The 21,961-nt window shown below is 56.6% G+C and carries 23 protein-coding genes; 8 read left to right on the forward strand and 15 right to left on the reverse strand.

Features of this window, described 5'->3' with window-relative positions; genetic code table 11:
• The first annotated feature begins 256 nt into the window (after positions 1-256).
• Positions 257-2,566 (forward strand): molybdopterin-dependent oxidoreductase, encoded by a 2,310-nt coding sequence (locus tag ACOI7Z_RS00870; protein ID WP_087849771.1) that lies wholly within the window; start codon positions 257-259, stop codon positions 2,564-2,566.
• Positions 2,567-2,673: 107 nt separating this feature from the next.
• Here the strand turns inward: ACOI7Z_RS00870 and ACOI7Z_RS00875 are convergent, their stop codons facing one another.
• Positions 2,674-3,216, reverse strand: coding sequence for a 1,2-dihydroxy-3-keto-5-methylthiopentene dioxygenase (locus ACOI7Z_RS00875; RefSeq protein WP_023288815.1), 543 nt, complete (start codon positions 3,214-3,216; stop codon positions 2,674-2,676).
• The gene (mtnC, locus tag ACOI7Z_RS00880) at positions 3,213-3,902 is read right to left on the reverse strand and encodes an acireductone synthase (protein WP_023288816.1); all 690 of its coding nucleotides are present in this window, start codon (positions 3,900-3,902) and stop codon (positions 3,213-3,215) included. The genes ACOI7Z_RS00875 and mtnC overlap by 4 nt, the downstream gene beginning before the upstream one ends.
• A gap of 141 nt (positions 3,903-4,043) precedes the next feature.
• Between mtnC and ACOI7Z_RS00885 the strand changes: the two genes are divergently transcribed.
• Positions 4,044-5,189, forward strand: coding sequence for a pyridoxal phosphate-dependent aminotransferase (locus tag ACOI7Z_RS00885; RefSeq protein ID WP_168380170.1), 1,146 nt, complete (start codon positions 4,044-4,046; stop codon positions 5,187-5,189).
• On the opposite strand, the gene ACOI7Z_RS00890 is transcribed toward ACOI7Z_RS00885, so the two are convergent.
• The 4 genes from ACOI7Z_RS00890 to dsbG all read right to left on the reverse strand — a co-directional run bounded on the left by ACOI7Z_RS00890 (position 5,190) and on the right by dsbG (position 9,000).
• Complete coding sequence (locus ACOI7Z_RS00890) at positions 5,190-5,816, reverse strand: IbrB-like domain-containing protein (protein WP_065882548.1); 627 nt, start codon at positions 5,814-5,816, stop codon at positions 5,190-5,192.
• The gene (locus ACOI7Z_RS00895) at positions 5,801-7,024 is read right to left on the reverse strand and encodes a phosphoadenosine phosphosulfate reductase (RefSeq protein WP_065882547.1); all 1,224 of its coding nucleotides are present in this window, start codon (positions 7,022-7,024) and stop codon (positions 5,801-5,803) included. The genes ACOI7Z_RS00890 and ACOI7Z_RS00895 overlap by 16 nt, the downstream gene beginning before the upstream one ends.
• A gap of 113 nt (positions 7,025-7,137) precedes the next feature.
• Complete coding sequence (citR, locus tag ACOI7Z_RS00900; protein WP_044521604.1) at positions 7,138-8,070, reverse strand: DNA-binding transcriptional repressor CitR; 933 nt, start codon at positions 8,068-8,070, stop codon at positions 7,138-7,140.
• A 180-nt stretch (positions 8,071-8,250) separates the two neighbouring features.
• Positions 8,251-9,000, reverse strand: a complete 750-nt coding sequence (gene dsbG / locus ACOI7Z_RS00905) for a thiol:disulfide interchange protein DsbG (RefSeq protein WP_087849770.1) — start codon at positions 8,998-9,000, stop codon at positions 8,251-8,253.
• A 410-nt stretch (positions 9,001-9,410) separates the two neighbouring features.
• Here dsbG and ahpC point away from each other — a divergent pair, with 410 nt between their 5' ends.
• Positions 9,411-9,974 (forward strand): alkyl hydroperoxide reductase subunit C, encoded by a 564-nt coding sequence (gene ahpC / locus ACOI7Z_RS00910; RefSeq protein WP_002894394.1) that lies wholly within the window; start codon positions 9,411-9,413, stop codon positions 9,972-9,974.
• Positions 9,975-10,343: 369 nt separating this feature from the next.
• Positions 10,344-11,909 (forward strand): alkyl hydroperoxide reductase subunit F, encoded by a 1,566-nt coding sequence (gene ahpF / locus ACOI7Z_RS00915; protein WP_017899084.1) that lies wholly within the window; start codon positions 10,344-10,346, stop codon positions 11,907-11,909.
• Positions 11,910-11,985: 76 nt separating this feature from the next.
• Here ahpF and uspG read toward each other — a convergent pair whose 3' ends face one another.
• From uspG to dcuC, 4 genes are all read right to left on the reverse strand, one after another.
• A complete protein-coding gene (uspG, locus tag ACOI7Z_RS00920) occupies positions 11,986-12,414 on the reverse strand; it encodes a universal stress protein UspG (RefSeq protein WP_002894401.1) in 429 nt (142 codons plus the stop codon).
• 188 nt (positions 12,415-12,602) lie between these two features.
• A complete protein-coding gene (gene rnk / locus ACOI7Z_RS00925) occupies positions 12,603-13,013 on the reverse strand; it encodes a nucleoside diphosphate kinase regulator (protein WP_032455114.1) in 411 nt (136 codons plus the stop codon).
• Between the two features lie 177 nt (positions 13,014-13,190).
• A complete protein-coding gene (gene rna, locus ACOI7Z_RS00930) occupies positions 13,191-13,988 on the reverse strand; it encodes a ribonuclease I (RefSeq protein ID WP_087849769.1) in 798 nt (265 codons plus the stop codon).
• Positions 13,989-14,080: 92 nt separating this feature from the next.
• Positions 14,081-15,454: an anaerobic C4-dicarboxylate transporter DcuC gene (dcuC, locus tag ACOI7Z_RS00935; protein ID WP_023288824.1), complete on the reverse strand. Its 1,374-nt coding sequence runs from the start codon at positions 15,452-15,454 to the stop codon at positions 14,081-14,083.
• Positions 15,455-15,789: 335 nt separating this feature from the next.
• On the opposite strand from dcuC, the gene pagP reads away from it, so the two are divergent.
• Together pagP and cspE are read left to right on the forward strand one after the other, a co-directional pair.
• Entirely contained in the window at positions 15,790-16,311 is a 522-nt protein-coding gene (pagP, locus tag ACOI7Z_RS00940) for a lipid IV(A) palmitoyltransferase PagP (RefSeq protein ID WP_223171797.1), read from the forward strand.
• A 194-nt stretch (positions 16,312-16,505) separates the two neighbouring features.
• On the forward strand, positions 16,506-16,715 hold the full coding sequence (cspE, locus tag ACOI7Z_RS00945) for a transcription antiterminator/RNA stability regulator CspE (RefSeq protein WP_002439184.1): 210 nt from the start codon (positions 16,506-16,508) through the stop codon (positions 16,713-16,715).
• 67 nt (positions 16,716-16,782) lie between these two features.
• Here cspE and crcB read toward each other — a convergent pair whose 3' ends face one another.
• The gene (crcB, locus tag ACOI7Z_RS00950) at positions 16,783-17,166 is read right to left on the reverse strand and encodes a fluoride efflux transporter CrcB (RefSeq protein WP_065882541.1); all 384 of its coding nucleotides are present in this window, start codon (positions 17,164-17,166) and stop codon (positions 16,783-16,785) included.
• Between the two features lie 89 nt (positions 17,167-17,255).
• On the opposite strand from crcB, the gene ACOI7Z_RS00955 reads away from it, so the two are divergent.
• Positions 17,256-18,044: a deaminated glutathione amidase gene (locus tag ACOI7Z_RS00955; protein ID WP_023288826.1), complete on the forward strand. Its 789-nt coding sequence runs from the start codon at positions 17,256-17,258 to the stop codon at positions 18,042-18,044.
• A gap of 242 nt (positions 18,045-18,286) precedes the next feature.
• Positions 18,287-18,493, forward strand: a complete 207-nt coding sequence (tatE, locus tag ACOI7Z_RS00960) for a twin-arginine translocase subunit TatE (protein ID WP_023288827.1) — start codon at positions 18,287-18,289, stop codon at positions 18,491-18,493.
• 190 nt (positions 18,494-18,683) lie between these two features.
• On the opposite strand, the gene lipA is transcribed toward tatE, so the two are convergent.
• The 4 genes from lipA to ybeD all read right to left on the reverse strand — a co-directional run bounded on the left by lipA (position 18,684) and on the right by ybeD (position 21,932).
• The gene (gene lipA / locus ACOI7Z_RS00965; RefSeq protein ID WP_065882536.1) at positions 18,684-19,649 is read right to left on the reverse strand and encodes a lipoyl synthase; all 966 of its coding nucleotides are present in this window, start codon (positions 19,647-19,649) and stop codon (positions 18,684-18,686) included.
• Between the two features lie 181 nt (positions 19,650-19,830).
• Entirely contained in the window at positions 19,831-20,790 is a 960-nt protein-coding gene (locus ACOI7Z_RS00970) for a YbeF family transcriptional regulator (protein ID WP_074442609.1), read from the reverse strand.
• Positions 20,791-20,919: 129 nt separating this feature from the next.
• The gene (lipB, locus tag ACOI7Z_RS00975; RefSeq protein ID WP_065882532.1) at positions 20,920-21,564 is read right to left on the reverse strand and encodes a lipoyl(octanoyl) transferase LipB; all 645 of its coding nucleotides are present in this window, start codon (positions 21,562-21,564) and stop codon (positions 20,920-20,922) included.
• A 104-nt stretch (positions 21,565-21,668) separates the two neighbouring features.
• Positions 21,669-21,932 carry a DUF493 family protein YbeD gene (gene ybeD / locus ACOI7Z_RS00980; RefSeq protein WP_002894474.1) on the reverse strand — a complete coding sequence of 88 codons (264 nt, stop codon included), beginning with the start codon at positions 21,930-21,932 and terminating at the stop codon, positions 21,669-21,671.
• Positions 21,933-21,961: the final 29 nt, after the last annotated feature.

Below are 21,961 nucleotides of genomic sequence, written 5' to 3' on the forward strand. Positions count from 1 at the left end.
GAAAATATTTCATGATGCCGGGTAGGCCTTTTTATTTTGTGGTTTTATTTTTGGTTTGTTCTGTGTTTATTTAGCGGATAAAGACAATTTTCTTAATATTATGAGTGCATGGGAAATACGGCCTCTACTGCGAAAAAGAGAAGATTGCGCGGGCTAACGCTTTTTTTAGCAGAGCAATATCTGGCCGGGTAAGCAATATTACCGCATTTCCCCGCTTTATTTTAACGAACCTTAGGCTGAGAAGAACGCGGGCGCTATGAAGAAACAGCATAATTATACGGTGATGCACTGGGGAACCTGGCAGGTGGAGAGCCGCGAGGGCGAGATCGTGGCGGTTAAGCCGGTGCCCTGGGATAAAAACCCCTCACGCATCGGTCAATCGCTCCCCGACGCGGTGACCAGCCAAACGCGCATTCGCCGCCCGGCGGTGCGCGCCGGCTATCTGCAGCATGGGCCGGCGTCACGAGAAGGGCGAGGCAAGGAGCCCTTTGTCGAAGTCAGCTGGGAGGTGGCCCTGGACCTGGTGGCTCGCGAGCTGCGCTCGGTCAAGGCGCGCTGCGGCAATGAGGCGATTTACGGCGGCTCCTACGGCTGGGCCAGCGCCGGGCGCTTTCACCATGCGCAGAGCCAGCTGCACCGTTTTCTTAAGGGCTTTGGCGGGTATACCGCCAGCACCAATACCTATAGCAGCGCCGCGGGCGAGCGCATTCTGCCGCATATTCTTGGGCCGCTGAGCCCGCTGCACCGTCAGCATACCCATTTTTCCGAGCTGGCGCGGGAGTGTCAGCTGTTTGTCGCGATTGGCGGTCTGCCGCTGCGCAATGCCCAGGTCAACGGCGGCGGCGCCAATGACCATATGCTGCCGTACTGGCTGGATAAGATGCAGGCCAACGGCACGCGGTTTATTAATATCAGTCCGGTGCGCAATGACCTCAGCGCGGTGGCCGACGCCGAATGGCTGGCCATTCGGCCGGGCACCGATACCGCACTGCTGCTGGCGCTGAGCTATGTGCTGATCGTTGAGTCCCTCTACGACCAGGCGTTTGTCGCCAGCCATACCGTCGGGTTTGCCCCCTATCGCGCCTATCTGTTGGGCGAGCATGACGGCGTGGCGAAAACCCCGGCGTGGGCGGCGGCGATAACCGGCCTGGACGCGCAGCGCATCGCTGACCTGGCGCGCGAGATGGCCCGCCACCGGACGATGGTGAATATCTCCTGGTCTATCCAGCGCGCCCGTCAGGGGGAGCAGGCCTACTGGGCGACGGTGGCCCTGACCGCGCTGCTGGGACAGATCGGCACGCCCGGCGGCGGCCTCGGGTTTGGCTATGCCTGTACCAACCTGGCGGGCGCGGTGCGAAAAGCGTTTTCCGGCCCGCGCCTGCCCGCCGGGGAGAATGCGGTGGACAGCGTCATCCCGGTGGCGCGGCTGTCCGATATGCTGCTGCACCCGGGAGAAGCCTATGAGTTCGACGGTCAGCAGCTGCATTATCCCGACATCCGTCTGGTCTACTGGGCGGGAGGCAATGCGTTTCATCATCACCAGGATATTAACCGACTGTGCGAGGCCTGGCGCCGTCCGGAGACGGTGGTGGTGCATGAGCAGTACTGGACCGCGCAGGCCAAATTCTCCGACATCGTTCTGCCGGCTACCACCTCGCTGGAGCGAGAGGATATCGGCAGCGGCGGTCACGACGGGTTTATGATTGCCATGAGCGCGCAGATCCCGCCGGTGGGCGAGGCGCGTGATGATTACGCTATTTTCCTCGATCTTGCCGGGCGGTTGGGCTTCGGAGAACAGTTCAGCGAGGGGCGGGACGCCGGGCAGTGGCTGCGCCATCTCTATGAGGAGTCAAGACCGCGGGCGCAGGAGGAGGGCATTGCGCTGCCCTCGTTCGAAGACTTCTGGCAGCAAGGGGTGCTGGAGTACAGCGCGCCGGCGCGGCCGCAGGTCTTTCTCGCCGATTTTCGCGCCGATCCGCAGCGCTATCCGCTTTCCACGCCCTCCGGCAAGATTGAACTCTTTTCCGCTACCGTCGCCGGGTTTGGCTATCGCGAATGCCCCGGCCATCCCTGGTGGGATGAGGAAGAGGCCGCCCGGCAGCGACAGGAGGCGGCGCGCTGGCCGCTTCATCTGCTCTCCAGTCAGCCGCGCGCCCGTCTGCACAGTCAGTACGACCACGGCAGCGTTAGCCGGGCGACGAAAATTCAGGGACGCGAGCCGTTGTGGATGCATCCGCAGGATGCGCAGGCAAGAGACATCCGCGAAGGCAGCGTGGTGAAAGTGTATAACGACCGTGGGGCGATTCTGGCGGGCGTGCACCTGAGCGAGCAGATTTTGCCGGGGGTGGTACAGATGTCCACCGGCGCCTGGTATGACCCTCTGGATCCGAATGAAAAAGGATCCCTCGATAAGCACGGTAATCCCAACGTGTTAACCGAGGATCGCGGCAGTTCGCGCCTGGGACAGGGCTGTAGCGCCCAGAGCTGTTGGGTGGAGATCGCCCCGTGGCGAGAGGAACTGCCGCCGATCACCGCCTTTGACCCGCCGAAGTTTATTGCGGTTTAGGTGTCAGGGATCGCCGGTGGCGGGTCGGCTATCCCGGAGAAGGCGCGGTATGCGCCGCCTCCGGGATAGCGCGCGTCAGGCGGTTTAAGACTGATGACAGGGCGACGTTACGCCAGCCGTGGGTAGGCGCTGGCGATATCGTCGCCGGTAAACTGGGCGATCCAGCCTTCCGGGTTATCAAAAATGCGAATGGCGGTAAAGTTCGGTTCTGAACCCATATCAAACCAGTGCGGAGTGTGGGCGGGAACCGAAATCAGATCGTTCTTTTCGCACAGCACCTGGAACACCTCGTCGCCAATGTGCAGGCAGAACAGGCCGGCGCCCTCGACAAAAAACCGGACCTCGTCTTCGCCATGAGTGTGTTCGTTCAGGAATTTTTCCCGCAGCGCCTCTTTCTGCGGGTTATCGGCGCGCAGGCTGATGACGTCCCAGCTCTGATAGCCCTTTTCGGCGACCAGTTTGTCAATCGCATGCTGATAGGCGGCAATCACTGTTTCTGCGCTGGGGGCCGCGCCGAGATCGCGGTCAGCCTGCCAGCGCTCAAAACGGACGCCTTTGGCGTTAAGCTGCTCCTGAATCGCTTTGGCGTCGGTGCTGTGCCAGACCGGCGTTTGCGGATCTTTCACGGAAAAAAGGGTTAATGCGCTCATGCTGGGATCTGCTCCGGATGAATGTCGTCAAAACGCTGAACCTGAGGGTGGCGGCTTGCCGGGTCGCGGTCGCCGCGTACCAGCTGGACAGTGCGCAACCCCGCGGCTTCGGCGGCGTCGAGTTCCTGATGGATATCCGACAGGAACAGGATGGCCCCGGGGGCGTGGCCCAGGTGTTCAGCAATATTGCGGTAGGACTGCGCTTCGCGTTTGGCGCCTACCAGGGTATCGAAATAGCCCGTAAACAGATGAGTAATATCACCTTCATCGCTGTAGCCAAATAACAATTTCTGCGCTGCCACGGAGCCAGAAGAATATACATACAGATCAATGCCCTGTGCTTTCCATTTCTCCAGCGCCGGCAGCACGTCCGGGTAGAGATGGCCGGTAAAGTCGCCGTTGAGGTAGCCATCGCGCCAGATGATCCCCTGCAGCGCCTTCAGCGCAGTGGATTTCCGATCTTCGTCCATAAAAGCGAAGAGGGTAGCAATCAGGTCGGCGGTGCTGGCGGCGGGGGCGTCTGTCTCGCGGCGCAAGTTGTCGAGGATGGTTCTCACCGGTTCAGCGTGCTGTTGAGCGGTCACAAAGCCGGCCAGTCGTTCGCGGGCGTAGGGGAACAGCACGTTATGCACGAAGCGGATATCGCTGGTGGTGCCTTCTATATCGGTCACGATGGCGCGGATCATGGTTTCTCCAGAGTGGGCGTAGCGTGGAATAACATTAGCATTTAGACGTCTAAGCGTCTTGATTGCCAAATATTAACATCGTGTTATAGTGGCTTCAACAACAGCATTACAATCGGTACAAAAAGAATGAGTAATAACCCATTGATTCCAGAGAGTAAACTCCCGTCACTTGGCACCACCATTTTTACCCAGATGAGCGCTCTCGCCCAGCAGCATCAGGCCATAAACCTGTCGCAGGGCTTTCCCGATTTCGACGGCCCGCGCTATCTTCAGGAGCGTCTGGCGTACCACGTGGCGCAGGGGGCGAATCAGTATGCCCCGATGACCGGCGTGCCGGCGCTGCGCGAGGCGATCGCTGACAAGACGGCGGAGCGGTATGGATATCGACCCGACGTCAACAGCGATATCACGGTCACCGCCGGGGCGACAGAGGCCCTGTTCGCGGCGATTACCGCTCTGGTGCGTCGCGGCGACGAGGTGGTCTGTTTCGATCCCAGCTACGACAGCTATGCCCCCGCGGTGGCGCTGGCCGGCGGCGAATTACGCCGTATTGCCCTTCAGCCGCCGCATTTTCGCGTCGACTGGCAGCAGTTTGCCGCGACGCTGAGCGACAAAACCCGGCTGGTGATCCTCAATACCCCGCACAACCCCTCGGCCACGGTCTGGCAACGCGAGGATTTTGCCGCCCTGTGGCAGGCGATTGCCGAACGCGAGATCTATGTTCTCAGCGACGAGGTCTATGAGCATATCAACTTTGCCGAAGACGGCCACGCCAGCGTGCTGGCGCATCCGCTATTGCGCGAGCGGGCGGTGGCGGTCTCTTCGTTTGGCAAAACGTTTCATATGACCGGCTGGAAGGTTGGCTACTGCGTGGCCCCGGCGGCCATCAGCGCGGAGCTGCGCAAGGTGCACCAGTATCTGACCTTCTCGGTAAATACCCCGGCGCAGCTGGCGATCGCCGACATGCTGCGCGAGGAGCCGGATCACTACCAAGAACTACCGGCCTTTTATCGTGAACGCCGCGATCTGTTTATTGAGGCGCTGCGCCCCAGCCGGCTGGAGCTCCTGCCCTGTGAGGGGACCTATTTCCTGCTGGCGGACTACAGCGCCATCTCCGACCTTGACGACGTCAGCTTCTGCCGCTGGCTGACGACCGAGGTTGGGGTGGCGGCGATCCCGCTCTCCGTCTTCTGCGCCGACCCGTTCCCGCACAAGCTGATCCGCTTGTGCTTCGCTAAACAACCGGAGACCCTGCTGGCCGCGGCGGCGCGTTTGTGCGAGCTGTAGTTACTTTATGGTCCACGCCTGAGAGAACTGGCGGTCGGCGAACATCTCTGCCAGGCCGCTAATTTGCTTCAGGCGCAGCACCTCATCGGCATCCATTCCCAGCTCTTTGCCGATCTTCTGCGGCGTCCAGCCGAGCCGGGTTAGCTCGCGGACAATATCTGACATGGCGTGGATTTGGTGGCGTCCGCGCGCCCGGTTGTGGCGTATTGTCGCTGCCATCAGCCCGTCGCGTGAGGCCTCTTCATTCGTCAGACAGGTGACCGGTAGATAGCCTTTCAGCTGTTTTTTCAGCGACGCTTTGCTGCAGGCCAGCTCATGGCGGTGAAAACCGTCGACAATCGCGTACCCCTGCGGTCCCTGCCTGATGACCACCACCGGCTGGGTAAAGCCATCGGCCTCCAGCGAGGTCTGCAGCAGGCGCTTCTCCGGCGGCGCCACGTTATTCGGGTTATAGTCGTTGGGGATAACCTGCTCCTGTTTGACCCACAGCACACAGTCAACGGGCTGCGAGCGGAAGGGGCTGTGTTGGTGGAGCACCTGGCGAAACGCGTTGATAGCCTCGATACGCGCTTCGTCATCCAGCGTTTGCAGGAAATTGTCCAGCGCCTGCGTTAGTTGTTGTTGCATAATATCCCCCATTGTTGGCGATGTTTTTCCATACGTTTTCGGTAGCGCTGATAGTGGCTGCTTTTGGTTGGGCTGAAGGAGAGCTGGCGGCACCAGTAGTCATTGTTGAGTAGCACTTTGCAGATCCGTCGCCAGGAGGGGATATCTTTGGTGCCAACGTCCGCGGGCTGAGTATCGGGGATCTCTTCCATGCCTTTTTTCTGGTACCAGCGCAGGTAGACGGCGATCTTATTGCGGTAATGCTCGGCGGTGGTTTCCGGCATGCTGTCGAGCAGAAACAGCGCATAGCTTTTCCATGTCAAATGGTCCGGTTTGTCGATTTTTCGGTGACCGTAGAATTGATTATCATGCCCGGCATAGACGCCGCCGCTGTGCGCGCCGCTCACCCGCTGGCACATCGCGGCCCAGCGCTCCGGCTCCAGCACATGGTACAGCCATAGCCCCTGGCGCTGCTCCGGACCGAAGGGTTCGCAGATGCGCATATAGCGCAGCGGCACACCGGCCTGATACATCAGATCGTACAGCGGGTTATAGGGCTGGCCGCTTTTAGCAAACCAGGTCCAGATATCGGCGGTTTTCCAGTCATAGAGCGGGTAGATGTACCAGGCGTGGCCGCCCGGCGCCGAGGTGGTCCACGGTTTATCGTCGGCGAAGCGCTGTTTTCGCTGAGAAGAGATGGTCATAAAGCGATTCAGCGACTCATCTGCCCGAATACCCACCAGCACGGCGGCGGGACGGCGCTGTGAAAACCACTCGGCAAAGTGGCTGACGAAGGCTTCAAAGCTCATCCCCGGTTGATAAAACGAAAAATAGCCCGGGTGGGTAATGGCCCAGGAGGGGGGCTGGCGGACCCAGGCGGTGCCGGGCTGCCAGCATTGCCATTGCGGCTTATACTGCGTCAGGGCATTTTGGGTAGTGAGCGGCAGGGCGACCCAGTAAAAGGTATCGATAACATCCTGATAGAGGGCGCGCAGTTTTTCACAGTGAGCGATGGTGCAGGAGAACTGCGCTTCCCAGTCAATAAACAGTACGCTGATTTTCTTACCCTGTAACCGCGCTGCCTGCGCGGTTAAATGGAGCATAACGGTAGAGTCTTTTCCGCCAGAGAAAGAGACGCAAATGCGTGAAAAATTATCCAGAACCCAATCGATCCGCTGCTCCGTCGCCTGCAGCACCGATTCCGGTAAGGGATATTTGATAAATGACATGACCATTAATCCTTTAATACTATAGATTCCCGTTCGCTCAGTATAAACGATGATGCGTGGGAAATTAATGGTCGACTTTCCCTTCCCTTGGGGAGGGGCAATAAGTCGGATCGTTATTGGCTGTTATTGAATTGGGGACGTGATATCTCTCTGTCATTCATTAAAATGGTGATTAATTCAGATAAAAAATGATTTTGTGCGGATGATTGATGGTAGTTAATATATATCGTAATGTCTGGAAAAAGTTCGTTTATATCGAGGACGTGAAGTTGCATGGCTGGCGAAATAAAATCATATAAATATGACGGCAAGAAGCCAATCAGATCGGTTTTATTGATCATGTTAAGAATGGTCATAAAAGAGTCGCTGCGAAAGGCAATATTACGCGGGTTCAGCCAGGGCGTGCTGCTTTGCTGAACGCGCTGAATAACGGGATCGTTGGTAATATAGTGGGTGAAAAACTCCTGCGCCAGCGCGTCAACTGACGTGAGCGCCTCGCGCCGCGGATGGTTCGTCCGACACACCGCGAGGGTCTGCACCGTCTGATAGGGCTGACAGATGGTGGCGCGGTTGGTGATGGGCATTCGGGTGAACACCAGGTCAGCCTGGCGATATGCCAGCAGCTCCTCTGCCGATTCGGTGGTGGTCAGGTTATGGTGTTCAATTTGCAAGTTGGCCTGATGACAAAGCTGGTTAATCATAAAGTGGCTGTTTACTGAACAGAACAGCGGGGGGCCATATATTACAATACGTTTACGCAGATCGGAGCGGTTATTGAGATTGATCGTTTTTTCCAGCTGCTCCAGATTTTGCTGCAGGTGGTAATGAAGATTCACGCAGGCGGTGGTGGGCGTCATTCCCTTCCCGACGCGCACAAATAGCGGATCGTCTAACTGCTGACGCAGACGCTGCAATGACTGACTTACCGCAGACGGGGTGATAAATAACATCGCCGCCGCTTTGCTGATGCTTAAATGCTGATAGATACATTCAAAAATAACCAATAAATTTAGATCGAACTTTTTCAGATCGTAAAGATTTGCCATTAACACAGTCCTGTTTATTGCCAGTGTAAGTTAAAATATTTCTAACGATAATATCTTGCGTCTTAGTATTTGCGGTGTGAATTTAATTGTGGGCAAATAAAATTAAGTTTTGCTTAATATATCTTACTATCGGCAGTGGCACCAGCGGTCGGATTCGCCAGGCGCCACACCGGGACGAAATTACTCTTTTTCACCCATCATAATAGACAGCTTCTCTTTATCCGGCAGGCCGACCACCTGCTGCAGCATATTATCCTTATTCATATAATAAATAGCTGGCGTGACGTTGGCCCCCAGATCGTCCATTAGCTGCTGGTTGACGTTGAGCATTTTCATCTTCTCCGGCGGGATAGCCTTCGGTATCGTCAGGGCCATTTTGCCGTTCGATTGCTCGTAATCGTGCCAGGTTTTCGCCGGATCTTTACTGGCGAGGATCGCCGCGGCGGTGGCCGGGCTCTCCGGCTTGATCACGCCCACCAGCAGGGTGCGGATCTGCACTTCACCGGCCTCCACCCAGGGACGGGACTGCTGCCAGAACTGTTTGCAGTAAGGGCAGAAGGGATCGGCAAAGACATACAGCACGATGGGGGCGTCCTTGTCGCCATCCTGCAGCCAGTGGGCGCTGGCCATCTTCTTCCACATCTCCTGTCCCGCCGGCGTGTAGAGCGCTTTTTGAAATAACTGCTCGCTGAGGTTGTTGCCGTTTTCGTCGTACATATAACCGGAAATGGCATGTTTGCCGTCAGGCGTGAGGTAGATGGCGACGCCCATATCCTGGTATTTCCCCAGCCAGCCCTTCATTCCCCCCGGCGCGTCAAAGGGTTTGATGATGGTAATGCCCTGTTTTTCAATTGCTTTTACCGGGGCGGGCAGTTCTTCCGCATAGCTACAAAAAGGCAAAAGGCTGAGCAACAGCAGACGTTTTAACATGAGTATTCCTTGTAAAATCAGCAGGAAAGGAAGAAACATTGCCAAACCTATTACAGTTATAGGCAGGATCAGCAGAACGACGGATTGCCCTTTCCTGGCGTGGGTGATGTAATCCTGGATGCTGTTACATTAAGGTAATGTAGAGCGCAACACATAGCCAGTCTGACTGGCGCTGAACCTACCTTCGGGTATTTCAGGTAACGGGGCCGCCTGAAAGGGTGGCCTTTTTACTTTTGTCGCGGCAAATGATGCGAAAAACAGCGAACTGCGCTGAACGCGTCGACAGGTTCACATTGTTGTCTTGTTCCGGTTGTTAGATAACGCTTATTGATTCGATAATGTAAACGCATTGGTCGGGTCAGGAAAAATTCGTTAACTTAGACCTCAACGAAAACACGGAGGAAGTATAGATGTCCTTAATTAACACCAAAATCAAACCGTTCAAAAACCAGGCATTCAAAAATGGTGAATTCATCGAAGTCACCGAGAAAGACACCGAAGGCCGCTGGAGCGTCTTCTTCTTCTATCCGGCTGACTTCACCTTCGTCTGCCCGACCGAACTGGGCGACGTGGCTGACCATTACGAAGAACTGCAGAAGCTGGGCGTAGACGTTTACTCTGTTTCTACCGATACCCACTTCACCCACAAAGCGTGGCACAGCAGCTCTGAAACCATCGCGAAAATCAAATACGCGATGATTGGCGACCCGACTGGCGCCCTGACCCGTAACTTCGACAACATGCGTGAAGATGAAGGTCTGGCTGACCGCGCCACCTTCGTGGTTGACCCGCAGGGTATCATCCAGGCGATCGAAGTTACCGCTGAAGGTATCGGCCGTGACGCGTCTGACCTGCTGCGTAAAATCAAAGCGGCGCAGTATGTTGCTTCCCACCCAGGCGAAGTGTGCCCGGCGAAATGGAAAGAAGGCGAAGCGACGCTGGCTCCATCCCTGGACCTGGTCGGCAAAATCTAATAATCACGGCGTCTTTCGCATCATAGCGGCGTTGGCTGCGCTTGATCACCCCGGTCACTTACTCGTGTAAGCTCCCGGGGGTTCATAAGCTTGCCGCCTTGCTCTAACGCGAAATACTGGTGAATTAAAATTTTCGTCGTCTTTCATGCCATAGCTGCGTTGGCGTCGCCTGCTCACCCCGGTCGCTTACTTCAGTAAGCTCTCGGGGATTCTCAGGCTAGCCGCCTTGCTCTGACGCGAAATACTTTGGAAATTACTTCAGTCATGGGCGCACCTGCGCCCATTTCATTCCAACACCATGATGCAAGCGCATTCAGGCAGCCTGACAAGGCCGCTTGCATGATGATGTTTTAAGCCCAGGAGATAACAATGCTCGACACCAACATGAAAACCCAGCTCAAGGCCTATCTTGAGAAGCTGACCAAGCCTGTTGAGCTGATTGCCACGCTGGATGACAGCGCTAAATCGGCAGAAATCAGGGAACTGCTGGCTGAAATTGCTGAACTGTCAGACAAAGTCACCTTTAAAGAAGACAATACGCTGGCGGTACGCAAGCCATCGTTCCTGATTACTAACCCCGGTTCCGACCAGGGCCCACGCTTTGCGGGCTCCCCGCTGGGCCACGAGTTTACCTCGCTGGTGCTGGCGCTGCTGTGGACCGGCGGTCATCCGTCGAAAGAGGCCCAGTCTCTGCTGGAGCAGATCCGCGATATCGATGGCGACTTCGAGTTTGAAACCTACTACTCGCTCTCCTGCCATAACTGCCCGGACGTGGTCCAGGCGCTGAACCTGATGGCGGTGCTCAACCCGCGTATCAAACATACGGCGATTGACGGTGGGACGTTCCAGAATGAGATCACCGAGCGCAACGTGATGGGCGTGCCGGCGGTGTTCATGAACGGCCAGGAGTTTGGTCAGGGGCGGATGACGCTGACGGAAATCGTCGCCAAAGTGGACACCGGTGCGGAAAAACGCGCAGCGGAAGAGCTGAATCAGCGTGACGCTTACGATGTGCTGATCGTCGGTTCCGGCCCGTCCGGCGCGGCGGCCGCGGTTTACTCTGCGCGTAAAGGGATTCGTACCGGCCTGATGGGCGAGCGCTTCGGCGGCCAGGTGCTGGATACCGTGGATATCGAAAACTACATTTCGGTGCCGAAAACCGAAGGCCAGAAGCTGGCCGGGGCCCTGAAAGCGCACGTTAGCGACTATAACGTCGATGTGATCGACTCCCAGAGCGCGACCAAACTGACGCCAGCGGCGACAGAGGGCGGCCTGCATCAGATCGAAACCGCCTCCGGCGCGGTGCTGAAGGCGCGCAGCGTCATCATTGCCACCGGGGCGAAATGGCGCAACATGAACGTGCCGGGCGAAGATCAGTATCGCACCAAGGGCGTAACCTACTGCCCGCACTGCGACGGCCCGCTGTTTAAAGGTAAGCGCGTGGCGGTGATCGGCGGGGGGAACTCCGGCGTGGAAGCCGCCATCGACCTGGCGGGCGTCGTGGAACACGTGACCCTGCTGGAATTCGCACCGGAGATGAAGGCCGACCAGGTGCTGCAGGATAAAGTCCGCAGTCTGAAGAATGTCGACATTATTCTCAATGCGCAGACCACGGAAGTGAAAGGCGACGGCAGCAAGGTCACCGGTCTGCAGTATCGTGACCGGGTGAGCGGCGATGAGCATCACGTCGCGCTGGCGGGCATCTTCGTGCAGATCGGCCTGCTGCCTAATACCACCTGGCTGGAAGGCGCGGTTGAGCGTAACCGCATGGGCGAGATCATCATCGATGCGAAGTGCGAAACCAACGTTAAAGGCGTATTCGCCGCCGGTGACTGCACCACCGTGCCGTACAAGCAGATTATCATCGCGGCAGGGGAGGGGGCGAAAGCGTCGCTGAGCGCCTTCGACTATCTGATCCGCACGAAAACCGCATAACAAGTCAGACAATAGACCTGCATAACAAAGAGGCTACCCGGTGGTAGCCTCTTTTTTTATGCGCTTTTCCTCAGCCTTACCTGACGACCATCACCGGAATATGGGCATGACGGATGACGCTCGAGGCGTTGGAGCCCAACAGGTGGGTACTGATGGAGGGATTGCGTGAGCCAATCACCACCACGTCGGCGTTTATTTCGCTGGCCAGTTCGTTGACCATGTCGCGCACGCTGCCGAAACGCACATGCAGCTTGATCCGCGATGGGTCAATGCTGAAATGGCTGACCATGGTCTGCAGGCGGGTTTCCGCCTCGTGCTGCAGATGTTCCTCAAAACGCCGCAGGTCGGCGGTAAAACGGCTCATCGTGAAGCTCGCTGAACCGGGTAAGACGTGGAGCAGATGGATCACCCCGTCCTGCTGGGCCAGAAACTCCGCATGCCGGACGGCTTTATCGCTCAGCGCCATCTCAAAGACATCAACCGGCATAATGATAGTCTTATACATATGCAATCCTCCTTGTTCGTTTGCGTCTATATCAACATATTATATGCGGATATTGTGTCATTCAGGTCGCAAAACTGTCAGTCAGGCAGGCGCAAAGCGTAAAAAAAGGTTAGCGGGGGGAAAGACAGCAGAAAGAGGATGTGTGGACATCCTCTGAATAAAGCGCGATACGCCTCAGGCAGCGGGGATTAACGGTGGAATTCGCCAGCGGCTTCCGGCTGGTACAGCAGCGCCAGCACTTCCAGGTGCGTCGACGCCCCGCCCGGCAGCTCCCAGTGAATGGTGCTGCCGACCTTGAGGCCGAGCAGCGCGGCGCCCACCGGCGCGAGGACGGAGAGCTGGCTGGCGCTGTCGGTCACCTGTGTCGGAAACACCAGCGTCCGCACGCGCTCTTCGCCGCTGGTTAAATCACGGAATTTAACCGTACTGTTCATGGTGACGACATCGTGCGGCATCGCTTCCGGCGCCAGCATTTGCGCGCGGTCGAGCTCGTCGTTCAGGGCATCGGCAACCGGCGAGCTGGCGAAAGCCGGCTGCTCCAGCAGCCTGTCGATACGTTCGGCATCCAGTTCGTTAATGATGATTGCGGGTCTGGTCATTGCATACTCCATGTTATCCAGGAACCTGTCCGTAAAAGAAAACCCTCGCCGAAAAAGGCAAGGGTTAAGGTTCTCCCATCATACTGAGAGTTGCCGGCAGTTTGAAGTGATGAAACGCACAATCAGCGCGCAACGCCTCCGGCGAAGGACGTTTTCTGAACAGTATGCCGCGTTGCGCTAGTGGCCAACCTTATCGAGGATAAACTGCGCGCCGCAGTTACCCGGGTGAGGCTGGGGCAGAAAGGCGGAGGTGGCCAGTGGGGCGTTGATGGACGCGGCGTTGAGCGAGATTTGCATCTCGGTCAAATAGGCAGGATTACCGTTACAGGTTAATTTAAACGCCTTCACGCTCAGCGGACCCCAGGCGCGGGCCACGGCGGCGTCGAAGTCGGCCCGACTGACGGTTTGGCCATAGTGTTTGGCAAGGAAATCACCAACCGGGCTGCGCTTAATTTCCCCGTTCAGGCGCACCATGGCGCCAAAATAGCTGTCGGGATCGAAGCCGAAGCAGACGCCATGTTTGGCATATTCGTAACGTTCGAGGCAGGAGGTGCCGCCCGCGCCCGGCATCACGCTATTCAGTTTGTTGGCCATCTCCAGCGACAACCCCGTCTCCGCCGCCTGACATTTGCGGTTCGCTTTCACCTCCGGCATGTCGGGCAGCGGGCGCGTGGCGCAGCCGTAGCGCATCCAGCGTCGTTCATCCACTCCGCGCGCGGCAATGGACTTTGGCAGCCCGGGCCACAGACCGTGCACGGTCAGAAAATCGGCTTTATTCGCGGTTTCCTGCTGCAGGCGGCACTCTTCCGGTTCGTTGCGGTTACGGTCATACATGCTCTGACAGAATCCGGTTTGCCAGGAGAGGGCCAGGACATAGCGGTCAAAATCAGCGTATCGCGTCGCGGTGAGCGGTTCAGCGCCGGCCTGAGTGGCGGTAAGCACAAGGGCAAGCGCGGCGAATTCCTTCCTGAACATGTTTATTCCTGATTGTGGATGGCAAAAGATAACGGGGAGTTATTAAAGCATAAAAAAGGCGCCTGCTGGCGCCTTTTCACGTGGTTAGACCATTAGTGGACCGCGCTGCCCGGGACGAGGATCTCGGTCGCGACAATCACCACCAGCAGGCCAACCATCACCGGCACCGAGGTGCGTTTGACCACTTCGAACGGGGAGATCTTCGCCATCCCGGCGACGGCCACCACCACGCCGGAGACCGGCGAGATCGTGCGGCCAAGGTTAGAGGCCTGCAGCATCGGGATCGACAGATAGGCGGGATTGATGCCGGAGGAGTGCGCCAGCTTGGGGATCATCTCGACAAAGGCGTAGAACGGGGCATTGCCGGAGCCGGTGGTCATCGCCGCCAGCATGGTCAGGATCACCAGCACCAGCATCAGAATAATACTGGCCGAGCCGAAGGAAGTGGCGATGGAGATCAGACCGTTGATGAAGCCGATGGTGCTTAATCCCTGAGCAAAAACGCCGGCGGCGACCAGCAGCATCACCACCCCGGCGAAGGCGTCAGCCATCCCGCGGTAGGCGACTTCCAGTCCGCTGAAGACGTTTTTGGTGTTGAACCCGCGCAGGAATTCGAGGATCGCCGCCAGCAGCATGCAGCCGACGAGGATGGTAATAATGTGCAGTTCCGGCCCCCATTTGCCATCAAAGATCAGTACGCCAATAATCGGGGTAAACGGCAGGATGGCGTACAGCGCCGGGGCATTGGTGGTGATCTCGTTGACGTCGAGCATTTCGTGGGAAATGTTCTCTTTTTTATCCAGGTAGCGCTGCCAGAAGAAGTGGGCGATCGCCATGCAGATGATAGCCGCGATGGAGATCGGCAGTGTGGTCTTGAAGGCAAAGTCGATCAGCGGCATTTCGGCCGCTTTTGCCGCCAGCACGACGTCACCCGAGGTAGGCGAAAGGATAATCGCCGCCGGGGAGGCGCAGATGGCCGCCGCCGCACCGCGGCTGATACCAACGTTTACCATCACCGGGAACAGCGTCGCCATCAGCAGGACGCCGAGGCCGGTCGCGGAGGAGACGGCCAGCGACATCAGGCAGGCGACAAAGTAGGCGGCAATCATCAGCAGATAGGGCGAATTGATATAGCGCAATGGCTTTGAGGCTAATTTCACCACCATATCATTGGCGCCAATATGCGTCATATAGGTGGCGAAACCGCACAGCATCATGATCATCATACCCAAATCGCCGCCACGGCTCATGAGTAGAATCTTAATGTATTCAATAATGTCAGTGGCGGAGTAACCGGTGCCCTCGGTATTGCCTGGTAAGACTTTATGACCCAGCAGGGCGCTGACGATCAGCAATATTAAGCCGCCGACGAACAGCACGCCGGTGGCTGAATAGCCCTTAATGATATAGCGGGCGACGCCCACAATGACCGCAATCCCGATCAGGATCTCAACAAACGTCAGCATTCATTTCCCCTAAGCCCAAAGAATATGTAGTTAAAAAGCGCCACACCAAATTTTAATGTGCGAATGTGCCGAAAAAACGGACGAAACTCGCTGATGCAAATCAATAAAGCGATAAGAACTACGCCCCTCCCGTCCCGCCTGGATATAATCACCAGATGGATAGTTAAGCGGTTCTGATGGTCAGCGGGCGAAAATCAGGAGTTTGCCTTATTTCGTTCAACCTGTATTGAGACTATCTTTGCTATTTTAGGTGGCTTTTAAATGAAAGTGGTAATAGAAAAGTGTTGATGTTACGTCGTTTTTCATTGTTTTCTCTTGGTTTTTTAGGATGGTTATTGGTATCCGGAAACGCCAGCGCGTCGTTTTCATCGACCCTTAGCGAAGGTTACCATACCTTAAGTAATAACGTTGCGCAGACCTGGAATGAGCCGGAGCACTATGATCTGTACGTTCCAGCCATCACCTGGCACGCGCGCTTTGCTTATGATAAGGAAAAGACGGACAAGTATAATGAACGTCCGTGGGGGGCAGGCTTCGGCGTTTCGCGCTGGGATGAGAAAGGGAACTGGCACGGCCTGTACCTGATGGCGTTTAAAGACTCTTTCAATAAGTGGGAACCCATCGGCGGCTACGGTTGGGAGAAAACCTGGCGGCCGCTGACGGACCAGAACTTCCGCCTCGGTCTCGGCTATACCCTCGGGGTGACGGCGCGCGATAACTGGAACTACATCCCGATTCCGGTGATCTTGCCCTTAGCGTCAATAGGTTACGGTCCGGCAACGTTCCAGATGACCTATATTCCCGGTACCTACAATAACGGTAACGTTTACTTCGCCTGGGCTCGCATACAGTTTTAATTCGCTAAGTCTTAGCAATAAATGAGATAAGCGATGCGTCTTGTGGAAAAACAAGGACTAAAGCGTTACCCACTAAAAAAGATAGCGACTTTTATCACTTTTTAGCAAAGTTGCACTGGACAAAAGGTACCACAATTGGTGTACTGATACCCGACACAGCATTAGTGTCGATTTTTCATATAAAGGTAATTTTGATGTCTAAGATTAAAGGTAACGTTAAGTGGTTTAATGAGTCCAAAGGATTCGGTTTCATTACTCCGGAAGATGGCAGCAAAGATGTATTCGTACACTTCTCTGCAATCCAGTCCAACGGTTTCAAAACTCTGGCTGAAGGTCAGCGCGTAGAGTTCGAAATCACTAACGGTGCCAAAGGCCCTTCTGCTGCAAACGTAATCGCTCTGTAAGCAACGCGTCAGTAGAATATAAAAACCCGCTAATCAGCGGGTTTTTTTTTGCCTGTTGATTACGCCTTTAGCGGCTGGCGGCCTGCGAGAAGAGCCAGAAGGCGACAGCCGTCATGGTAAATGAGCCCAGCAAGTTCACCGCGACGTTGAGGAGCGCCCAGCTCACTCGCCCCTGCTGCAGAAGAAACACCACTTCCGCAGAGAAGGTGGAGAAGGTGGTCAACCCGCCGCAGAAACCTGTGGTGATCAGCAGTTTCCACATCGGGTCAATGCCGGTCAGTCTATTAAACCACGCCAGCCCGGCGCCGATCACAAAGGCGCCTAACAGGTTGGCAGTCAGTGTCCCAATCGGGATAGCATGGTGCACAGGATTGAGCTTCATGCCGAGCCACCAGCGCAAAACGCTGCCGGTGCCGCCGCCAATAAAAACGGCGCAAAGAAGTTGAAACACGGTCGTTTCCTGCTATTTGATGTAAGAGAGTGTCAAGTGTAGCGCGCAACGGGCGCAATTGGCTATTCATAACCTGACGGGAGAAAAACATGCGGGTAGCGGCAGGGCAGTTTATCGTCACGCCAGTTTGGCGGACGAATGCGCAAACTTGTGTGGCGATGATGCAGCAGGCGGCGCGTGAAGGGGCGGCGCTGCTGGTGCTGCCGGAGGCGTTGCTGGCACGTGATGACAACGACCCGGATCTGTCGGTGAACTCGGCCCAAACGCTGGATGGAGAGTTTTTACAGCTGCTGCTGGCCGAGAGCGCGCGTAACGGCCTGACGACGATCCTGACGCTGCATGTGCCGTCGGGGGAGGGGAGAGCAACCAACACGCTGGTGGTATTGCGTGAAGGGAAGGTTATTGCCCATTATCACAAACTTCATTTATACGATGCTTTCGCAATGCAGGAGTCCCGGCGGGTGGATCCCGGCCGGCAAATCCCGCCGGTGATTGAAGTGGCGGGTTTCCGCGTTGGCCTGATGACCTGTTACGATCTGCGTTTTCCGGAGCTGGCGCTGTCGCTGGCGCTGAACGGGGCGCAGCTGCTGGTGCTGCCCACCGCATGGGTGAAAGGGCCGCAAAAAGAGCATCACTGGGCGACGCTGCTGGCGGCGCGCGCGCTGGACACGACCTGCTACGTCGTGGCGGCAGGCGAATGCGGGACGCGTAACATCGGGCAGAGCCGCATCGTCGATCCGCTGGGGACCACCGTGGCGGGCGCGGGGAGCGAGCCGCAGCTGATCTATGCCGATATTTCCGCAGACTACCTTGCGCGGGTTCGCGAGCGTTTGCCGGTGCTGCAGAACCGACGGTTTGCGCCACCGCAATTATTGTGACGTTTTTTTAAACAAGGCTTGATTCACCTTGTTACAGATTGCTATTGTGTCCGCGCGCCAAATACCCGTATTGTTTATCCCAATAATTCGCTGTGCACGTCAGGACGGACACCCCAGCGCTCACTCCCGGAGGGGAGGCCTCGGGCTGAATCACGCAGCCCACGCACAGGTGGATTACAATATGACGGATAAATGCGTGTATGATGGCGTATTCGCAGCTTGTATAGAGAAGAAGGTTAGCTATGGGTGAGATTAGTATTACCAAACTGCTGGTAGTCGCAGCACTGATTATCTTAGTGTTTGGTACCAAGAAATTACGTACGCTGGGCGGCGACCTGGGGTCGGCTATCAAGGGCTTTAAAAAAGCCATGAACGAAGATGACGATAGCGCGAAAAAAACCACCGCTGAAGACGAAGCACCGGCGCAGAAGCTCTCTCATAAAGAGTAATTCTCCGGCTGCGTCCCCTGGCGGGATGCGGGTGGTACGGCGAAGAGGCCGCGACGTTTGACGTTGCGGCCTTTGTCGTTTTTGTCGACGCCGTGCAGGAAAGATGCAACTAACTGTTACGGGAAGGCGAAGCGAATGAAGCGGAGAGCGCCGCTGCGCCAGGACGTGACGCAGCGGGAGAAGCGGCAGGTTATTTAACTTCCATCCCTTTAGCCTGCAGGTCGGCGTGATAGGAAGAGCGAACGAAGGGGCCGCAGGCGGCGTGGGTGAAGCCCATCGCCATGGCTTCCGCTTTCATCTCTTCAAACTCTTCCGGGCTCACGTAACGCTGCACTGGCAGGTGGTGACGGCTCGGCTGCAGATACTGGCCTAACGTCAGCATGGTGACGCCATGACGGCGCAGGTCGCGCATGACTTCGATGATCTCGTCGTTGGTTTCGCCCAGGCCCACCATCAGGCCGGATTTTGTCGGGATCTCCGGGTGCGCTTCTTTAAAACGCTCAAGCAGCTTCAGCGACCAGTTGTAATCCGCGCCCGGACGCACCTGACGATAGAGGCGCGGTACGTTTTCGAGGTTGTGGTTGAAGACGTCCGGCGGGGTCACCGTCAGAATATCCAGGGCGCGATCCATGCGGCCGCGGAAATCCGGGACCAGCGTTTCGATTTTAATCGTCGGGTTTTTCTCGCGAATGGCGCTGATGCAGTCGGCAAAATGCTGTGCGCCGCCATCGCGCAGGTCGTCACGGTCCACCGAAGTGACCACCACGTAGCGTAGCCCCATATCGGCGATAGTTTGCGCCAGCTTCTGTGGCTCGTTCGCATCTGGCGCGATCGGGCGGCCATGCGCCACGTCGCAGAATGGGCAACGGCGGGTACAGATCGCGCCGAGGATCATAAAGGTCGCGGTACCGTGGTTGAAGCACTCTGCAAGGTTCGGGCAGGAGGCCTCTTCGCACACGGAGTGCAGGCCGTTCTTACGCATCGCTGCTTTGATTCCCTGGATACGGGACGAGTCTGCCGGAAGTTTGATTTTCATCCATTCCGGTTTTCTGAGCAGAGCTTCACGCTCAGTTGCCACGTTCTTCACCGGGATAAGGGCCATTTTATCGGCGTCGCGGTACTTAACACCGCGTTCCATCACAATGGGTTTACTCATAGCGTGCGTGTTCCAGTTGCGAGTCACGAAGGAAAGCGAATTAATTCAATGAAATGTTGCAATTATCAACTATTTTTGAATCAAGAGCAGGCAGTATACCATTGAAAAGGGGCAGAAAGCAGCCTGCCTGCCCGGCAAATTGTAAAATAGTTGTTGTTTTATCCTTTTTCCCTTCCGTGCGCTACACCTTGAACGTCTGGATCACGGTCTCAATGATCTCTTTCAGCAATGGCTCTTTCCCGCTCTGCTTATTGAAGTGCAGCGCAACATCAATCTGCTCTTCCCTCAGGGAGGGGAAGTCCAGGGTCTGCAGCGGCCAGAGACGGGATACCATGGCGAACAGGCGCTCGGTGGTCAGCCCCAGCATGTCGCTCTCGGCGATCATTGCCGCCTGGGTTAGCAGGTTGAAGGTGCTGAAACCGCAGCGGCGTTCGCCCATCTCCTCCTGCAGCCGACGGTGCAGCGTAGGGTAGCGCTGGCCTTCCGGCAGCAGCAGCGCAAATTCATACTTCGCGAGGGTAGTTTCATCCTGCGGACCGTCCAGCGCGGGATGCCCAGCGCGGCAGTACATCTGCACCCGTTCCTGATACAGCACGTGATGGCTTATCGCCTGGCCGCTGTGCAGATGGGTATCAATCAACAAATCCACCTGGCGCTGGTCGAGCTGCCGCGCGGCGTCGGTGAGGGCGATGTTGTGCAGCAGGATCTGCGGAAAGACCGGCTTCAGCGCGCTGGCCAGGCCAGGCATCAGCAGCGCCCCCATGGCTGGCGTGGTGGCGATAGTGATCACCCGCTGCTGGTGCGGGCTGCCGGTGATATCCAGCGCGCTGAGGAAAGCTTCCATACCGCGACTGATATACTGGTGAAGATGGGTGGCATAGGCGGTGGGCGTTACGCCCTGGCCTTTACGGATAAACAGCGGATCGGGGAACAGCGCCCGCAGTTTGTTTATTGACTGGCTAATGGCCGACGGCGTGATATTGAGTATCTTCGCGGCATTGACGATACCTTTGTGTACATACACGGCTTCGAAGATGGTCAACAGATTGAGGTCAATATTACGCAGGATGCGAAACATCTGACGGTCGTAACGTTCGTCCTGTCGGTCAGGAGATTCTGACGGCGGCGTATTCTCTGGCACGCGATGAGTCCGGTTGGGAATGATAGGCCAAGTATAGCGGCCCACCGCGTTGCCGTGCGTGACAATTGATTGCAAAAATAATGTGTTACTCGTTCAGCACCCCGCCGTCAGCGGGGCGCTGGTCGGCCCTTAACCCTGAGGAAGGTATTCGTGCGGGGGATTGTTCAGCAGCGCCAGCAGATGGGCGACCAGCCGCGGAGCGACTCTCTCCGGAGTGGCTTCCGGCTGCCACTGGCGCATTTGCGTCATCTCCATACCGGCATAGCCGCAGGGGTTGATACGCAGAAACGGCGTCAGATCCATCGCGATATTGAGCGCCAGGCCGTGGAAAGAGCAGCCTTTACGGATGCGCAGCCCCAGAGAGCATATTTTACGATCGCCGACGTAGACGCCAGGGGCGTCGGCGCGTGGGTGCGACTCAATACCGTATTCGGCAAGGGTATTGACGACCGTTTGCTCCAGCAGCGTCACCAGTTCACGCACGCCCAGCTTGCGGCGCTTGAGGTTCAACAGGACGTACATTACCTGCTGTCCCGGGCCGTGATAGGTTACCTGCCCGCCGCGATCGCTCTGGATCACCGGAATATCACCGGGCACCAGCAGGTGTTCCGCTTTGCCGGCCTGACCCTGGGTGAAGACCGGGTGATGTTCCACCAGCCAAATCTCATCGAGGGTATCTTCATCACGGGCGTCGGTAAATTCATGCATCGCCTGCGAGACGGGTTCGTAAGGTTGCAGGCCAAGCTGCCGGATTAGAATTTTATTGTGCTGCAAAACAATATCTCCGCCGGGAAGAGAGAATTCAGGTCGGGGAGTATATCACAGCCGTGCGGGAGGGAATGAGAAGACCCGGCACAGCGGCCGGGTCAGGGAAAAGGTTACAGCACCATCCGAACGATATCGATATTGCCTAACTCTTCGTACAGCGTTTCCACTTGTTCAATGTGGGTGGCGTTGATGGTGATGGAGACCGAGTGGTAGTTACCTTTGCTGCTCGGTTTTACTGACGGCGAGTAATCACCAGGCGCATGGCGCTGTACCACTTCCACCACCTGATCAACCAGCTCAGGCAACGCCTGCCCCATTACTTTGTAAGTAAATGGCGTAGGGAATTCAAGCAGTTCGTTAAGTTTGGTTTTCATGTCAGCTCCGGTGTTACGACAAAATAATA

The sequence above is a fragment of the Klebsiella sp. C283 genome (assembly GCF_048822555.1).
Taxonomy (GTDB): domain Bacteria; phylum Pseudomonadota; class Gammaproteobacteria; order Enterobacterales; family Enterobacteriaceae; genus Klebsiella; species Klebsiella quasipneumoniae.